Origin of the sequence: Geobacter sp., assembly GCF_030834625.1 — a bacterium.
In the GTDB taxonomy this organism is placed as follows: domain Bacteria; phylum Desulfobacterota; class Desulfuromonadia; order Geobacterales; family Geobacteraceae; genus Geobacter.
The window spans coordinates 1-17,361 of record NZ_JAUQXO010000011.1 but is presented as its reverse complement, the minus strand read 5'-3'; the positions used below and the strand labels follow the sequence as shown (position 1 = coordinate 17,361).

Below are 17,361 nucleotides of genomic sequence, written 5' to 3'. Positions count from 1 at the left end.
ATACTGCGGTACATGCCTGAAAAGAGGAATACCAGCGGTTTCACAAGCAGGACGACCAGCAGGCCGTCCTTGATGAGTTCATGGTATGAGGCAGGAAAGGTGAAGTCAAAGCGGAGGAGGAAGGCAAGCAGGAACGCGGCCGCGATGAAAGATATATCGAGGGCGAATACCATCAGACGGCGTTGGGTGAGCATAAAGGTGAATGGTTTGATCATGATTGCCGGTTGCCCCTTCACTGGATGCAATCTAAACACTTAATGGGAAACGCCATCCCTGCGTAACACCTTGATTCCAGTCAAGATAAGTATTTTCAAATCGAAGAGAATTGAGTGTTTTTTCAAATAATAGGCATCATACTCAACCTTCACGGGTATGGGCAATTCATCGCGCCCATTAATCTGCGCCCATCCGGTAAGACCAGGGGTAAGGTGGTGAATCCCTTTCTCAGTCCGCAAAGCAACGAGGTCGTCCTGATTGAACAATGCCGGCCGTGGCCCCACGAAACTCATGTCTCCCTTCAGAATGCTATACAGTTGTGGTAATTCGTCAAGGCTCGTTTTGCGGAGGAATTTACCGATGGGGGTCAGATAGCAGTCAGGGTCATTAAGAAGATGGGTAGCCACTGCTGGGGTATTGGTGCACATTGTACGGAATTTTGGCATATTAAACACCTTGTTGTTTTTGCCGACGCGGTCGGACCAGTAAAGGACCGGCCCGGGCGAGGTCAGCCGAACCGCAAGGGCCACGAGTGCCAAGAGCGGCACTGTCAGGATGAGCACTAGGAGAGCCAAGGAAAAGTCGAACAGGCGCTTCATGGGTTAATTCTCCTCGTTCCGAGGAACCATTCCGCCGTAGCCCGCAATCCTTCATTCATGGTGAAGGGGGCCACCCAGCCCAAGTCACTGGCCATTCCGGAACCATCAACGACGAGCGACTCGGCAAGACGATCGACAGCGGCACGTTTCCCAGTCACCGCGCCAGCCAGGCGTATAAGTGAAACCGGCATGGGGAAAAGCCGTGCCGGCACGCCGAGAGAAGCCGCTATCTTCCTGATCAGCTCTGGCGTCGAGACATCCTCGCCATCGCTGACGAGATAGGTTTTGCCCCCAGCATGCCGATGAACCGCACAGGCAGCCAGGGCATCCGCCAGATTTCCGACGTACACCAGGCTGCGCTTGTTGGCGATGGATGCCAAGGGGAGCGGTATGCCACGCTGAATCACCTTCATCAGGTTGAGAAAATTCGCCTTGACCCCCGGCCCGTAGACCAAGGTCGGCCTGAGCACGACCACCTCCAGACCGGTCTCGGCCTCTATCCGCCGAAGGAGCGCCTCTGCCTCCAACTTGCTGATGCCATACGGGTCGGTTGGGTTCGCCGGAGAATTCTCCGTATAGGGAGTTGCTGACTCTTCACCATTGACCTTGATCGAGCTGACGAACACCAGTCGCCTGACACCTGAGGCGGCAGCTTCACGAGCCAACCGGCCGGTTCCCTCGGTGTTCACCCTGCGAAATTCAGCCAAAGGATCGGAGGCTCTGTCGTCCATGACATGAACGCGAGCTGCAAGATGGATAATCGTATCAATATTGGTGAGGGCTTCACTCCAGGAGGTCTCCGGCCCGAGCGGTTCGATCACCACCGGCTCCACACCGGGATAGAGGGCGGAAGCGGGCTCCGAAGCGCGCACGGTGCCCCGCACCCGACACCCTCTGCCGAGAAGCAGTGGACAGAGCGTTCGGCCGATGAAGCCGGTGGCACCAGTAACGAGAATTCTCTGCTCGGTCGGGGAATCCATCATCTTCTGTCTCAGATCTCTTTCAGCCATTGTTCAAGCTTGTCGAGCAACAAATCCCTGTCGAAGTTCTTCTTATGATAGGCTCTGCCATTGTCACCAATCTTCTTCCGCTCAGCCTCGGGTGTCGCGTACATCTTGAGTACTGCCTCAGCAAGCGCATCCGCATCGCCCGCCGGACAGCAGAATCCCGAACCGGATTCGGTGATTATGCGTGAAGCTTCTCCCTCAAGGGCGGCAATGATCGGCTTACCACAGGCAAGATAGGACTGAATTTTGGAGGGAACCGTCAAGGCGAAAACAGGTTCCTTCTTCAACGTAACCAGCAATGCGTCCGCATGAGCGAAAAACGCCGGCATGGCTTCTGGCGGATATTTGCCCAGAAAATATACGTTTCTGAGGTTGCGCCGCTGCACTTCCGCTTCTGACCAGGCCCGCATTCTCCCATCGCCAATGATGATCCACTTGATGTCGGAATGATCTTTTACGTTCTCTGCTGCGGCAATAATTGTCTCGAAGTCCTGCGCTGCGCCGATGTTGCCAGCGAACAATATTCTGAAACCTTCAGGCAACGGCGGTAATTCTGACGAGAAAACCGGGAAATCATACAGGTTTTCAGCTGCATTGGGAAAATACCGGATCTTCTCTTCAGACCCACCCTGCTGCGCGACAGGGCCGCAAAAGGCCTTGGCCTGGACGAGAATCAGGTCGCAATGCCGGTAGATGAATTCTACGATGTGTCCTACCATGGACACGATCGCTTTTGATCTGACAGCCCCGGTAGCAATCAGGCTTTCTGGCCACAAATCCTGGACCCAGAACAGCATCGGAGCCTTTTTCAGTTTTTTGAGGAATACAGCGGGGATTCCCACGGTAATTGGAGACGGTTCAAAGACAAATATGCGGTCATATGCCTCCCTGCAGAGCAAGGGGCCCAAAACAGTAGCCATCACGGCAAATGACAGATAGTTGAGAATCAGCCGGAAGCTGCCTCCCGTGCCTCTGGGAATCAGGGGGACCCTCAGTATACGAACACCACAATAGTCCTCGCGTTTATTGAAGAAACCGTACCCGTCGAACAACTCTCCGCCCGGATAATTGGGTATGCCGGTCAACACCGTTACCTGATGCCCTCGCCCCAACAACCCAAGCGCAAGGTCATTTATCCGAAAACTCTCTGGCCAGAAATATTGGGTAACGATTAGTATGCGCATCTACAGGGATTTCTTCCAGACATTCCGGTTTACATAATCGGTATAGCTGAGAATGATGCGCAACACCTTGTGAGAAACATTGTCAACATCATAATCACCGACGATTTTGAAACGATCCGGTGCCGCTGCATGTTGTGAGGTAACCACCTCGATTGCCGTGAGTACCGCTTCCTCCTCCAGCCCGCACATGATAAGCGTCCCCTCATCCATCCCTTCGGGGCGTTCATGCGCCTGACGGATGGTCACGGCAGGAAATGAGAGAATCGATGACTCTTCGGTTATGGTGCCGCTGTCGGAAACCACACAGAAGGCATTCATCTGGAGCTTGACGTAGTCGGGAAAGCCGAGAGGCTTCAGGAACCTGACCCTGCTGTCCATATCGGCGGTTTCTTTTTCTTCGAGTCTCTTTCTTGTGCGTGGATGGGTGGATACAATCACCGGCTTCCCGTAGCGCAAGGCGATTGCGGAAAGCGATTCGAGCAAATTAACAAAATTTTCTTCGCTGTCCACATTTTCCTCTCGATGGGCACTTACCAGAAAGTATCCCTTTTCCTGGAGCTGCAACCGCGTCAACACGTCGGAGGCATCTATCTGCTCCCGATGATTCCTGAGCACCTCCTTCATGGGTGAACCTGTCTTGATTACCGTTTCCGGCCTCAGGCCCTCGGCCAGCAGATAGCGGCGAGCGTGCTCCGTATATGTCATGTTGATATCGCTGATGTGATCGACAATCTTGCGGTTGATCTCTTCCGGGACCCGCAGGTCGAAACACCGGTTGCCAGCTTCCATGTGAAAGATGGGTATCTTGCGTCTCTTGGCGGCAATGGCTGCAAGGCAGCTATTGGTATCTCCGAGGAGGAGAAGAGCATCCGGCTGCTCCTTTTCGAATATGTCATCGGCTCGTGCGACTACATTTCCGATGGTATGAGCCACCTTGCAGCCAGCCACCTCCAGAAAATAATCGGGCCGCCTGATGCCGAGCTCGCTGAAGAATATTCCATTCAGCTCGAAATCGTAGTTCTGACCGGTATGTACCAGCACATGAGTAACATGACGATCGAGCTCTTGGATGATCCGGCTCAATTTGATGATCTCGGGTCGGGTACCGACAATGGTCATGACTTTCAAAGGCATGGCGCCTCCACCTTGGTTTTGGGATTGGTATTACAACCTGTACCACGACCGGTGGGCCAGGTAATCGTTGTGCATTTCGTCGATGAGATCGGACCAGCTTGGTGGAACATAGCCGGTTTTTTCCATGAACAGGGACGAATCCAGGGAACGATCAAGAACAAAATCGCTGAATGGCTCGATGTCGATCTTCTTCCCGTATTTCTGTGCAACTTTTTTGAGCAATTCATATTTTGAGATTATGTCAGAGGAAACGTGATACGTTCCTGAAAGACTTTCATTCGGAAGAACGTAGTCGGATATGATCCTAGCGAGCTCGATGGTTGGAAAACCTGAATAGAGCGCCTTTGTATAGCCCCGCGTATGGCCTTCCTGGGAAAGAAACCAGTCAATCAGACCGTATCCCCCCTTCAGCTCATGACCGATAATGGAAGTACGTAAGGTAACGCAATGGGGATATGTCACTTCCCCCAGATATTTGGTGCGTCCGTAAAGGTCGTCGGCATTGGCATGGTCGTTTTCGCTGTAATTCCCCTTTTTTCCGTCAAACACGCAATCGGTGCTGATGTGGATCATACGGGCGCCGGCTGTTCTGCTGACCAGGGAAATGCGGTGGGGCAACTGTGCATTCACGGTAATCGCAGAAAGGGGATCGCTGGAGATCGGCAACTGCTTGATGAGCCCGATGCAATTGATCACTATATCAGGTTGAATGGAAGCAAGCGCACGGATGACCGAATCGAAGTTATCCGCGTCGACCGGATCCTTCTTGAATCGCCGAATGAACTCCGGAGGAAAAATTCGTGACAGACCCGCAGGATCCCGTGCGGTTCCATAAACTTCATACTGGTTCTTGCTATAGAAGTAACGTAACAGCACATGTCCCAGCATACCTGTGGCGCCGAGAATCAAAATCCTCTTTTTCATGGTTCCCCCTGAGTTCAATATGCCGCCCCACCGATCCCGTTCAATTCATGCTGAATGAACTGGAGGGCCAGCAGTTTCTCCTTGACTTCCGAGACGGTGAGCCGCTGTGTGTTGTGTGAATTGTAATCCTCCAACAATGAAATCTGCTCCTGCCCTTCTGTGAAATACTTCCCGTAGTTAAGATCACGATCATCGGGAATTATGCGGTAGTACCCACCGAGATCCTCCGCTTTGGCCAGTTCCTCGCGTGTAAGAAGAGTCTCGTACAGTTTCTCACCATGACGTGTGCCGATGATCCGAACCTCGTTATCCGCATTGAACAACTCCCTGATCGCAAGTGCAAGATCGAGAATGGTCGAGGCGGGCCCTTTTTGTACGAAAATATCTCCCTGGCAGGCATTGTTGAAGGCATACAGAACGAGATCCACAGCATCGTCCAGGGACATGAGAAAACGGGTCATATTGGGGTCTGTGACCGTCAGGGGTTTCCCCTCCTTGATCTGCTTGACGAACAGCGGGATGACCGAACCGCGCGACGCCATGACATTGCCATAGCGGGTGCCGGAGAAGACCGTGCTGTCGCTCTGCGTCATACGGGCTTTGGCAACCATCACTTTTTCCATCATCGCCTTCGAGATCCCCATTGCGTTGATGGGGTAGACCGCCTTGTCGGTGCTGAGTGTGATCACCTTCTTCACGCCGCAGGCAAGGGCCGCGTTCAGCACGTTCTCTGTTCCTAGGATGTTGGTGCGGACCGCCTCCATCGGGTAGAACTCGCACGAAGGGACCTGCTTCAGTGCCGCCGCATGGAAGACGAAGTCGACCCCTTGGAGGGCGCTCAGGACGCTGTCGTAGTTCCTAACGTCCCCTATGTAGAACTTGACCTTGCTGTTGTTCAGGTCGATCCGCATGTCCTCCTGCTTCTTCTCGTCACGACTAAAAACGCGGATTTCCTTGATGCCGGTATGGAGGAATCGACGCAAGACGGCGTTGCCAAAGGAACCGGTCCCGCCGGTGATCAAAAGGGTCTTGTTGTCGAACACGATGGGCCTCACTTCGTATTGTTATTATTCCGGGCCAGGTCCCTAAGCGCCTGCCACGTCAGGGACGCTGTTGTTTGCCAGTTGTACAGTTCAGCACGTTGTGCCGCCAGTTTGCCGAGACGGTCCAGTTCTTCCGGATTATCCAGGATGGTCATCAGTTGTGCCGCAAAATCATCAGGAGAACCGGGGTCGAAGTAGACAGCGGCATCCCCGCCGAACTCCGGCATAGGCTGCGCATTGGATACCAATAACGGCCGCCCTGCTCCCAGGGCCTCCAGCAGGATATTGGGACAGTTCTCGCATGTGGAGGCAAAGATGGTGACTTTTGCATGGGCATATACCCCGGGCAACTCTTGGTATGGAACGTTCCCCACCACAATCACCTCGTCCCGCAACCTGAGGAGGTCTATTTCCCGGAGAACCTTCTCGGCATATGGCCCGGTGTGCCCCGCCAATATCAGTTTCTCCGGGGTTTCCCGGCGGGATTTCAACCGTTGGTAGCCGCGCACGACCTCCAGCTGATTCTTATATACATCAAAAATCGATACGTAGAGCAGGTAGTCTCCCCGCGGCAGCCAGGAAGGCCTCGCCGGCACGTTGTGCCATACACGAAAATCATCATTAATGCCATGGGGAATCGTAATTGCCCGTGCTATCGGCCTGGTCACCCGCTCTTCGATGACGGTCCTGGCGAACTCGGAAATGAAGATCACCATGTCGGCATTCATCATGCTGGATAGCATCGCCCGCTCCAGTAGCCAGTTTCTTACCCGCGTCAAGCCCGGCTTATATTGCTTGCGGACCGCCATGTCAAATGGAATCATGTTCCGGAACATGGTGACGGTTCGGCAGCACCCGGGAGGACGGGTGTTTATCAGCCCACCTGGGCAAAAAAGTACGTCTGCCCGCAATTTCTCCAGTGTCCTGGGAAGGATGTACTTTTCCCACAGCGCCCGCATGAGCGGGTTGGTGGTGGGCCACTCCACACTGGTCCGAATCACCGCCGGATGCTCGGGCAGCTTCAGCGAATCCGGGGCAAGAACGAAAATCGACATGCCGAGTTCATCGTCCAGATGCCGAAGGAGATTTATCAGGTATGTCTGCCCTCCACCACGTCGGGCGGAAAAGCCGTTGATCACGATATTCATTCAAGAGAACCTACAGTTATTTTTTGGAATCCCTATGCCGCCGCGTCGGACCCGTAGGCGTCGAAAAAGTTCAGAAACATGAGTATGGCCCACAATAACGGGTGAACGTTACGCCTGCCCAGGCTGTGCATTTCCCAGAGGGCCAGAACAACGTCCTGATCCAGAGGCAGCTTCGAGAAGAGCCCCTTATCGTGAAGCCGCTCTTCCGCCCACGACCTGAGAGGTCCCCGCAGCCACAAGTCGATGGGTACGCCGAATCCCTGCTTCGGTCTGTCAAGGATCTGCCGCGGCACGTAGCGGTACGCCAGTTTTCGCAGCAGGTACTTGCTTGTGCCCCCTCTCAGCTTCCATTCAAGGGGCAGCTTCATTGCCCACTCGACCAGGTCCTGATCCAGCAGTGGATCCCTGGACTCTAGCGAGAACAACATGCTTGCCACGTCCACCTTCTGAAGATAATCATCGGGAAGCGTGTAGAGCGCATCCAGCCGCATCCCCTGCTCACCCGGGTGCAAGTCTGCGGGAAAAGCTGCCGATGCCTCGGAAAACATCTGCCGCATACTTTTCGTTCGGTCAACCACGTCCCGGTGCAGTACGTGGCCAAAGTCCTTGGCTATGCTTCTGGAAAAGGCAAAAGCGGACGAAGCATCAGGCTCCCGAAGGGCCCGGGACAAAAGCCTGAAACGATGTTGCGGCAAGGTTCCCACCAGCGAGGCGACGCCGGCACGGACAAACCCGGGAAGCCGGAAAAAATGGCGTAACTTTTCCGCTATCTGGTAGTAGTGGTATCCGCCGAACAATTCGTCGCCGCCGTCTCCAGAGAGGCTTACGGTGACATGCTTGCGGGCCAACCGGGACACGGCCATGACAGGGAATGCCGAACTGTCGAAAAAAGGCTCATCATACTCTTTTTGAAAATCGGGCAGGAGTCCAACCAAGTCGTCCACTCGCAGTGTCTCGCAATGGTGATCGGTGCCCAGATACTCGGCGACATTTTGAGCGTGACGGCTTTCGTCGTAATCCTTTTCGTAAAAACCGATGGTGAAGGTTTTGACCCGATGCGAAAGCACTCGCGTCATTATTCCCGCCACCAATGAACTGTCTATTCCACCGGAAAGAAAGGCTCCCAACGGTACGTCACTGATCAGGCGGGATTGCACCGACCGGCATACCAGCTGGTCTAGCTCATCCAGCAGTTCCTCTTCTGGCCTGTCATTCCAGGATGTCTCCGGTTTGATGGAGCGGAAATCCCAGTACCGCTCCAGGCGCACCCCTTTTTGGTCCACCAGCAGGTAATGGGCTGGAGGCAGCTTGCGGACCGCTTTCTGAATGGCATAAGGAGCTGGTACATATCCCGACTCCAGGTAAAGGCGCAGAGCTTCTTCATCGATATCCCTCCTGAGGTTGGCAAGCCCGAAAAGCGCCCGGGGCCGTGAAGCGAAGGAGAAGTATGCGGCAGACCCGTGATAGTAGAAGGGCTTCACCCCCATACGGTCGCGAGCCGCAAAAAGAACCTTCTCCCATCTGTCCCAGATGGCAAAGGCGAACATGCCATGAAAGCGGGAGACGCAGTCATGCCCCCATTTTGCATAGGCCGCGAGGACAACCTCGGTATCGCTGGAACTGCTCCAGGTATCAACCGTTCCGGCCAGTTCCCGACGGAGCGCAAGAAAATTGTAGATCTCCCCGTTAAAAACGATGACATGGCGCCCATCCGGTGACACCATCGGCTGATGGCCCGCCTGCGTCACATCCAGAATCGCAAGCCGCCGGTGGCCCAGTCCCACGCCCCCTTCGGTCCAGACCCCGGAGTCATCCGGCCCCCGTTTCGAGAGCATTTCGGCAGCGGCACCTACCACTGCCGCATCGGTTTTTCCGTCATCAAAACGTATTATGCCGGCTATTCCGCACAAATAATTTCACCCATTTTCAGAAATCCGCATCACCGACGGCCCGGAACTCTTCTCCAAAGTCCGCGCCCGGGGCCGCGCACATGTTTTCAGTTCTTCCATCACAAGCAGCAGTATCTTCAGGCCAACGTACATGATCATGGCGGTAATGATGCTTTTGTAATAGGCAAAGGTCTGGTACAGCGCACCGCGCAGCCAGACGCTGAGAAAGGCAAAGAGAAGGAAGTACCGCCACAGACTCTGCCGGAACAAGGCCTGCCAGAAGAATCTGGAAATCACAAATGAGATTACAAATGGCACGATCAATGCGCCGAGGATGCCGAAGTTCAAGTAGCCTTCCGCAAGTTCGAAAACCCCCCCGCCGGTAATGAGTCCGTGATTTTCAAAGAGCAGCGCCAGGTCCTCCGGGCGGTCCGGATAGAGGAATTTCGGTGGTGTCCTCAGAATGAAATCGAGATAGCTCTCCCCGTAGGAGAAACCGATGAAATTGTTTTGGATCATGTAGATGGTGTTGGAGAAGGTGGTCGATATGGCGCTGATGAAGTCCAGGTCGTACATATCCGACTCCAGTGCCCGATCCTTCATATAGGTGAAAAGGACGAACACGTCCTTGAAACTCAAGTTGCTCATGGCACTCATTCGCAGCCTGCCAAAGGTCAGCCCGAACCAGAAAACGAAGACGCAGACTGCAAAGGTCTTTTTGGAGATCACCGGCAACTTCCGGTCAGCGATGAAATAGACGATGTAACAGCCCAAGATCGGCGTAATGACGTCCTGCCGCGCGCCGCGCAGGAGAATCCCCCAGATGAGATAATACCCCGCCACGACCGTCAGCAGCACCAGCTTCACCTTGCTCTTGTCCCTCTTGATGCTCAAGAGGGCTGTCATCATCATGATTGCACCGATGGCATTGTAGTTCCCTAGTCCCAGGAAGGTTTTCTCGTAGTCGAGAGAATACGCTTCGCTGGTTATGAGCTGTCCCTGGCTCGCGAACTGAAAGCCTATCATGGCAACGAGCAGCAGTGAAACCCAGAACAAGACGTCGTAACCTTTCTTTTCCAACTCTGCAGAGGCGGTGGCCTGATCGTAGTGAAGGAACAACCTCCCGCACCGGAGGCCAACCTCGTTGGCCAGCAGGGCCATGCTCGTCAGAGCATACATGATGATGACGACGGAGAAATCCTGGCTGCGCGGTTCCCAAGCCGAAAAAAGGGCGTTGGGTCCGGCGAAAACCTTGACGGCCATGGGGAAATAACCGATGACAGCAAGGAAAAAGGTCCGCGACAGAAACAGAATGTTACGGAACTTGTCGAACATATTCCAGCACAGCACCAGGCCCGAAAAGAGGAACAGCGGCAGGTAGGCATCGGCGAAGAAGCCGGGATCGTACAGGCAGAGAAGCCCCAGAAAGGCGTTGAAGAGATTGAATATGAGCAGATAAAGGGTGGGAAGCTTTATTGCCATTATACCCGGAGTGGGTGATATCACGGAAGGGGCTCCGTCATCACCTGCTCCAACCGCTTCGTCAGGTGTTCATAGGTAAGGCATTTGAGGTACTGTTTATCGTATCGCCATTCGGCGGCCCCATTTTCCCAGGCCCGGTAGCGCTCCAGGATGAACTCCGAGAGCTCCCGCAACTCATTGCGGTCATTGTAAGCGATGATGCCGGCGTTAAGATCGGCGTACAGCTTCTCCAACTCCTCGTCCCTCTCCCCGTCGATAATGCATAGGATCGGTTTTTCTGCGGCAAGATACTCGAAGAACTTGGCGGTCAGCCATCCCTTTTCCTTGCTGTTGGCCCAGGTCAGCATCAGGTTCAGCGATGCTTTTTTCTGCAGTGCCATGGCCTCATCCCTGCCGATTTCGCCGAAGTTTTCGACATTTCCCATCAGGCCGAACTTTTCGGCGCACCGATTCCAGTGGTCGCCGTCCTTTCCTGCATAGGCAATTGCGAAATCGCCGCCGATGGCTCCTTCACCGGCAAGGGACGCCAAAGCTTCGAACAGGAGAGAGGGATCCCTTTTGCCGTCATACAGAATACCGGTATAGGCGATGCGGAACTTTCCATCTCCCGGCAGCTCCGTTGTCGGAAGGTCGGAAAAGAGGTCATCGGTATTTTCGATCGGAATACCGTTTTTGATCACTACCACCTTCTCATTGTACTTCTGAAACGAATCCTTTAGTCCTTGCGACACCGTTACCACGAAGTCTGCCCTGCCGAGGACCAGCCGGTTGAACCATGTCTGCAGGCGCGGCAAGAAAATATCGTCCTCGGTCTCCCCAGGAAGCAGATCCCGAAAATCGGCGATCCATCTCACCTGCGGATGCCTGATCTTGAGGAGCCAGGCCGCCAGATGATTGGCAAAGGGGCTGTACGTGGAATAGATACATTCGATGCCCTCTCTCTTGATGTACCCGGAGCCTGTGATAAAGATCCAGAAGCTGTAGAGGAAGCCCCCCTCATGAATGAGGCTGAACGGTAGCGAGCGCAGAAGCTTGTGGTAGAACTTCAGAAAAAGGGATGCAGGAGCAGCATATTCCGGTCCGGCTCCCCCTGGGGCACGGGTTGCAGGAGATATTCTCCGCCCTCTCCCCAACCAATTTTTGACTAGGTGCTTCACCCTGACCAGATCGAAAGTCGGAACCGGGATGACGTTTGCCGTGGCAAGCTTGCCGTAGTAATTATCGCTGCCGAGGAAGTCGCGGTTGGAGGTGGTATAGATGTATGGCGTCCACCCGAAGCTGGATAGATTTTTGACGAAAAAATAGGTTCGCAGACAACCGATCGCTTTTATGGGCGGATAGTAGTAACTGACTACCAAGAGGGATTTTTTCTTTTCAACCATCGTGTGCACATCCTGATACTGATAAGAGAAGACGGAAGGGCGGCAGGGCCTTCTCGCTTCCACCTCTCCCTTACGCCTTGGCTGTCTCGAAACCCTTCCTAAAAAACCTGATGATGCTCAGCAGTTTCTGGTACCGGTGCCAATCAGTCGGATAATCCAGATGCGACTTGGGCGGCTCCTGCATTATCCGGTCGAATTCTTCCATGGTGAAACCCAGCTTCTTCACCACATATTCCTTGTCCTGCGCCAGTTCTCCCGGCGGATAGATCTCATTCTCCAGTTCGGTCAGCGCCTCCTCACGGGACATCTGCCCAGAGCAGATCAGGTTGGAGAGATGGGCCTTCCTCTTGTCTATGCCGAATTTAGTCGGCAGAACATACGCTTGGTAGAATTTGGTGAAGACGGATTCGTAGTGCTTGCCGCCATAATATTTCCACCCCAGCTCCCGTTCCAGCGTTTCCATCGCCTGCTGCTTGTCGTACTGAAGATAATTCAGGATATATACGGGCTGGATGATGTTGGTGACCTGGAAGAACAGCCGCTTCCACGGCCCCATGGTCGGGAAACTCCGGATTTTCAACTTGCCGTACCGCTTCTGGATGGCCCGGATATTCTTGAGATCGAATTTCCAGTAGTTCCAGTCCTTGCCCATGACCGACTCGGTAACGATATTGTGCCCTTCCAGGGAGTATTTGATGCCGTGCTGGCGGGCAACCTTGTATAGTGAGGTAAAGATGGCGTTGTCGGTTAGCAGTTCGATATCCACGACCGAAGCCATGAAGAAGGAGCGCTGCAGGTCCTTGAATTCCTCCCAATCGATGACGTAGGTTTGGAGATCGAAACCCAGCTTGTTGACGATGTTTTCAATGTTCTTCACCGAAACTTCGGAATTCCATCCGTTGTCGAAGTGAACGGCCAAGGGTCGCAGGTCGAATTTCTTTGCCTGGTACGCCAGATAGGAGCTGTCCACACCGCCGCTCAAGCCTATGATGCAGTCGTACTCTTTGCCCTTGCCATGATCCTTGATCCTATCAATCAATTCAGTCAGCTTCTGCTGTGCCACATCGGGTGGAAGAAGGTTTTTTCGGGCTAATACCTCGTAGTTTTTACAGTGGTTGCAGACACCGGGCTCATCAAAGGAGATCCCAGTATCGGAGGTGTCCATAACGCATCTGGTACATCTGCGATATTCAGTCGTCATAGGGTTTCCTTCATTAAAAACAGCTCTCAAGGCGCGCCCTGTCGGGATAGCTTATGAGTACGGCCCGATGCTTGCCCTGGAACACGAACATGCTGCCGGCCGCAAGAGCGCTTGCTCCGCCCTCTTTCACCGCCGGGCCAAAGTGGTCCAGAGTGCCGGCCCCACCGCAGGCGATCACGGGGATTCCCACGGCGCCAGTCACCCTTTTTATCAGCGAAACGTCATAACCGGTCATCTGGCCGTCTCTGTCGATTGAGTTCAGCAGCAGTTCCCCGGCCCCCATTTTCTCAAGTTCCTGCGCATAGATGGCCGGATCAAGCTTGGTGTTGCTGGTACCGCTTCTGGTGAAGACCTCGTACTTGCCGAAAAGACTTTTTTTTACGTCGACGGAAACTACCACACTCTGGCTGCCGACGCTATCGGCAAGTCGGGCTACCAGGGAAGGATTTTCCACCGCAGCGGTATTGACGATGATTTTTTCCACACCAAGGGCGAGAGTCCTCTTTGCCTCTTCCAGGGAATTGATTCCTCCCCCATATCCCAGGGGCATGAAACATTCACTGGCTACTTCCTCAATGATCTTGAAATTCGGTCCACGTCTCTCGCTGGTGGCGGTGATGTCCAGGAGAACCAGCTCGTCCACTTCCTTCTCGTTGAAGATCTTGATGGCGTTTATAGGATCTCCGACGTACTTGGGATCCTTGAACTTCATAGTCTTCACCAGGCCCTGACCTCTAAGCAGAAGAGTGGGAATTATCCTCGTTCGCAACACGTTACACAGCCTCCGCGAAATTACGCAATAACCGCATGCCGAACTTGTGGCTCTTCTCCGGATGAAACTGAACCCCTATTATGTTTCGGCAGGCAAAGGCGGCGGTAAAAGGATGCCCGTATTCAGCCACCAAAAGGACATCCTGATCGTTGTTGCAGCGCACATAGTAGGAATGCACGAAATAGAACCGTTCTTCCTTCTCCGCCCCCGTCAGCAGCGGAGACTCCTTGACGCCCCGTACCACGTTCCATCCCATGTGCGGAACTTTCAGGCCCGTTTCCACCGGGGGGGAAAACCTGACGGTTTCGGCATCGACCCAACCCAGACCGGGAAGACTGCCCTCATCGCTTCTTTTTGTCATAAGCTGCATACCCAGACAGATCCCAAGTATCGGCACCCCGCTGTCGATCACCCGCTCACGAAGCACCGGCTGCAGACCCGTGCGGTGCAGATTATCCATACCCGCATCGAAGGAGCCAACTCCCGGCAGGATAATTTTGTCCGCGGCCCTTACCAGGTCGTGATCAGCCGTCACGATGGAGTCCGCTCCGATCTTCTTCAGCATGTTGCGGATGGAACCGAGGTTCCCCATTCCATAGTCGACAATGGCGATCATGGCGTCTCTTGCCCAAAAAATTCCCGGATCGCCGCCACAACGCGTCCGGCCTGCTCATCAGCTATATGCTCGCCAATCGGCAGGCTTAGCAGCATGGAATCAGTTTGATTGTAAAAGGCTCCGGCGTCGGGTGCTCCCAGATAGGCATATGCCGCCAGTTTGGGAAGCGCTATGGGATAATGGATGCCGGTCTCGATCCCCTGTTCGGCCAGAAAAGCCTTCAGGGCGTCTCGACGCTGGGTACGTATCACGAAAAGATGATATACTTGGCGAGCCCATGCCTTCCGTTCCGGGAGGATGAGTCCCGAAATCCCCGCCAGATGTTGGAGGTAGTAATCTGCCACCTGAATTCTGCGGGCCGTCCACTCCTCCAGACGGGACAGCTTGACGTTGAGTATGGCGGCCTGCAGGCCGTCCATCCGCGAGTTACGCCCCTCGAACTCATGGTCGTACTTGGCGATGCGGCCGTGATTGGCGATCTTCCGCGCCCGCAGCGCCAACTCCTCATCCTGTGTGGTGATGGCCCCGGCATCGCCATAGGCGCCAAGATTCTTTCCCGGGTAGAAGCTGAAGGCGGCGATATCGCCGATGCCGCCGATCCTGCGTCCCTTGTACTCCGCCCCATGGGCCTGGGCACAATCTTCAATGAGCTTCAGCCCGTTGGCACGACAGATATTCATCAGTGGATCCATGTCGCAGGGGTGCCCGTAGAGATGGACGGCAATGATGGCAGCGGTGTTCCTGCTCAGCTTTGCCGTGACGGCATCAGCGGTCAGTGTGTAGCTTCCCGGATCCACATCGGCGAAGACCACCCGGTGACCGGAGCGGGTCACCGCTTCCGCGGTGGCGATGAAGCTGTTTCCCGGCACGATTATTTCGGAGCCCCCGGGGAGATCGCATGCCTCGATGCCTATCTCAAGGGCGTCCGTGCCATTCCCTACCCCCACGCAATGTGCCACACGATGAAAAGCAGCGAAATCGGCTTCGAATTCCGCCACATGCTTCCCCCCTATGAAGGCCGACTCCTTGATAACGGACGCGATTGCTGCATCCATCTCGTCCTTTACCGTCAGATATTGTGAATACAGATCCAAGAATTTAACGGGCATCGGCATCGACTCCTCGCATCTTGCGGGCGGGGTTTCCCGCGTACACTCCGGGGCTCGTAATGTCCCTGGTCACGACCGACCCTGCCCCGATCACAACATCGTCACAGATGGTTACCGGCAGAACCGTAACGTTGGTCCCGATGGATACCCTGTTGCCGATAACCGTGGATTTCCATAATTCTTTCCGTCCCCGGGCCGGGCCGCCACCAGCAAAAGTATCGTTGATGAACATGGCGCCATGGGAGATAAAACAATCATCTCCGATCGTCACCAGTTCGCAGATGAAGGCGTGCGACTGGATCTTGCAACGATTGCCGATGTGGACCCCTTTCTGAATCTCGACGAAAGGCCCCACAAAAGAACTGTCGCCAATGCTGCACTCGTACATGTTTACTGGCGTCACCACGACGACGCTCTCGCCGAAATTCACATCCCTGATCGCTGATTCCTTTATCACCGGCTCGTGCATCGTCTCCCTCTCATATCACCCGTGCATTGTTATAGATCATCTCGATTGCCTTTATGGACATGATGCCCTCATCACCCTCCACCACATGGTGACGCTCATTCAGAAGCTTCGCCACCACGTTGGTCACCACTTTGTCATGATTGGAACTGGTGCCCTGGTATTTCCCGTACGCATTGGGCTTGTCCACAAAGCAGATATCGTCCTGCAGCGGCATTGCCTTGACGTCCCAGTATTCGATCTTATTGAGATAAGGGCCACCGATCTTGATAGTTCCGTTCTCAGCAATAATGGTTATGCTGCCTTCGTAGTTTTTATTATAGACGCAGGTTGTCCATGTAAGTGCCCCCATAACCCCGGAATCGAAAGTAAGTAGGGCATTACCGCAATCCTCAATATCAATCGCATGATTCTTTGTAGCGATTTCTGCTTTAACATCAACAACATCTCCAAACCACCAGTTAAGGAGATCAATAAAGTGACTCGCTTGAGTATAAAGAGCCCCCCCCTCCAGTTCCTTACTGCCCCTCCAGTTCGAATCGGCGTAATACCCGTCATGCCGGTTCCATAAAACATGACACTGTACCATGAAGACTCTACCGAGCTTGCCACTGTCAATTGCCTTCTTTGTTAATGCGATCGGAACATTGAACCGGTTTTGCTTGACTACCATCAGGTACACTCCGTTATCGGAGGCAGCCGTCATCATAGCTTCTGCGTCAGCGACAGTAAGTGCCATCGGTTTTTCTACAAGAATGTGCTTGCCGGCCTTTGCAGCCTTTATAGCCATTTCCGCATGGAGACCATGGGGAGTACAAATATTGATAACATTGGCATTTGTTGAGGCAAGGAGTGCGTCATAATCTGCAAAACATTTAACTCCAAGGGAGTATTTCTCATCAAGTTGCTCAGCCTTCATAACGTTGCAATCACATAAAGAGGTGATACTACCACGAGCCTCCGCATCAATCACAGCAGCGTGACGCGAACCTATTGCTCCACAACCTATTATAGCAAATTTTACTGACAATCTCTTAGCCCTCCATTATTATTACCACGGCAATTAAATAGTGCATAAAAAGCCGGTTTGTGATATCGTTCGGGCATGGAAAAGATCGATGCACGAACACTGAATCAAGAAGCGCAGGAGGCCTTGCGGAACCAGATCATAAGGCTGCGCAGGGCTGGT

General features: G+C 53.9%; 16 protein-coding genes and 1 pseudogene. All 17 read right to left on the bottom strand.

All coding sequences use genetic code 11. From position 1 onward, the window contains the following. Positions 1 to 215 (bottom strand): annotated as a pseudogene (locus tag RCH91_RS02235) (polysaccharide biosynthesis protein); the annotation flags it as partial. A gap of 39 nt (positions 216 to 254) precedes the next feature. Then, positions 255 to 815, bottom strand: a complete 561-nt coding sequence (locus RCH91_RS02230) for a sugar transferase (RefSeq protein WP_306532902.1) — start codon at positions 813 to 815, stop codon at positions 255 to 257. Next, positions 812 to 1,798, bottom strand: coding sequence for an SDR family oxidoreductase (locus RCH91_RS02225; RefSeq protein WP_306532901.1), 987 nt, complete (start codon positions 1,796 to 1,798; stop codon positions 812 to 814). Before RCH91_RS02225 ends, RCH91_RS02230 begins: the two co-directional genes overlap by 4 nt. An 8-nt stretch (positions 1,799 to 1,806) precedes the next feature. Continuing rightward, positions 1,807 to 3,006, bottom strand: coding sequence for a glycosyltransferase family 4 protein (locus tag RCH91_RS02220; RefSeq protein WP_306532900.1), 1,200 nt, complete (start codon positions 3,004 to 3,006; stop codon positions 1,807 to 1,809). After that, the gene (gene wecB, locus RCH91_RS02215) at positions 3,007 to 4,140 is read right to left on the bottom strand and encodes a non-hydrolyzing UDP-N-acetylglucosamine 2-epimerase (RefSeq protein ID WP_306532899.1); all 1,134 of its coding nucleotides are present in this window, start codon (positions 4,138 to 4,140) and stop codon (positions 3,007 to 3,009) included. Positions 4,141 to 4,170: 30 nt separating this feature from the next. After that, positions 4,171 to 5,064 (bottom strand): SDR family oxidoreductase, encoded by an 894-nt coding sequence (locus RCH91_RS02210; RefSeq protein WP_306532898.1) that lies wholly within the window; start codon positions 5,062 to 5,064, stop codon positions 4,171 to 4,173. Positions 5,065 to 5,078: 14 nt separating this feature from the next. Further along, on the bottom strand, positions 5,079 to 6,107 hold the full coding sequence (locus tag RCH91_RS02205; protein ID WP_306532897.1) for a nucleoside-diphosphate sugar epimerase/dehydratase: 1,029 nt from the start codon (positions 6,105 to 6,107) through the stop codon (positions 5,079 to 5,081). Positions 6,108 to 6,115: 8 nt separating this feature from the next. After that, positions 6,116 to 7,255 (bottom strand): glycosyltransferase family 1 protein, encoded by a 1,140-nt coding sequence (locus tag RCH91_RS02200; protein WP_306532896.1) that lies wholly within the window; start codon positions 7,253 to 7,255, stop codon positions 6,116 to 6,118. 32 nt (positions 7,256 to 7,287) lie between these two features. Then, positions 7,288 to 9,165, bottom strand: coding sequence for an asparagine synthase (glutamine-hydrolyzing) (gene asnB / locus RCH91_RS02195; protein ID WP_306532895.1), 1,878 nt, complete (start codon positions 9,163 to 9,165; stop codon positions 7,288 to 7,290). Between the two features lie 6 nt (positions 9,166 to 9,171). Beyond that, the gene (locus RCH91_RS02190) at positions 9,172 to 10,650 is read right to left on the bottom strand and encodes a hypothetical protein (protein ID WP_306532894.1); all 1,479 of its coding nucleotides are present in this window, start codon (positions 10,648 to 10,650) and stop codon (positions 9,172 to 9,174) included. Beyond that, positions 10,647 to 12,008 (bottom strand): glycosyltransferase, encoded by a 1,362-nt coding sequence (locus tag RCH91_RS02185; RefSeq protein ID WP_306532893.1) that lies wholly within the window; start codon positions 12,006 to 12,008, stop codon positions 10,647 to 10,649. The genes RCH91_RS02190 and RCH91_RS02185 overlap by 4 nt, the downstream gene beginning before the upstream one ends. Positions 12,009 to 12,078: 70 nt before the next feature. Then, positions 12,079 to 13,209, bottom strand: a complete 1,131-nt coding sequence (locus RCH91_RS02180; protein WP_306532892.1) for an N-acetyl sugar amidotransferase — start codon at positions 13,207 to 13,209, stop codon at positions 12,079 to 12,081. Between the two features lie 13 nt (positions 13,210 to 13,222). After that, on the bottom strand, positions 13,223 to 13,981 hold the full coding sequence (locus RCH91_RS02175) for an AglZ/HisF2 family acetamidino modification protein (RefSeq protein ID WP_306532891.1): 759 nt from the start codon (positions 13,979 to 13,981) through the stop codon (positions 13,223 to 13,225). A gap of 1 nt (position 13,982) precedes the next feature. After that, positions 13,983 to 14,597, bottom strand: coding sequence for an imidazole glycerol phosphate synthase subunit HisH (gene hisH / locus RCH91_RS02170; protein WP_306532890.1), 615 nt, complete (start codon positions 14,595 to 14,597; stop codon positions 13,983 to 13,985). Then, entirely contained in the window at positions 14,594 to 15,706 is a 1,113-nt protein-coding gene (locus RCH91_RS02165) for a DegT/DnrJ/EryC1/StrS aminotransferase family protein (protein ID WP_306532889.1), read from the bottom strand. Before RCH91_RS02165 ends, hisH begins: the two co-directional genes overlap by 4 nt. Further along, complete coding sequence (locus RCH91_RS02160; protein WP_306532888.1) at positions 15,696 to 16,175, bottom strand: acyltransferase; 480 nt, start codon at positions 16,173 to 16,175, stop codon at positions 15,696 to 15,698. The genes RCH91_RS02165 and RCH91_RS02160 overlap by 11 nt, the downstream gene beginning before the upstream one ends. Before the next feature lie 10 nt (positions 16,176 to 16,185). Next, positions 16,186 to 17,202 (bottom strand): Gfo/Idh/MocA family protein, encoded by a 1,017-nt coding sequence (locus tag RCH91_RS02155; RefSeq protein ID WP_306532887.1) that lies wholly within the window; start codon positions 17,200 to 17,202, stop codon positions 16,186 to 16,188. Positions 17,203 to 17,361: the final 159 nt, after the last annotated feature.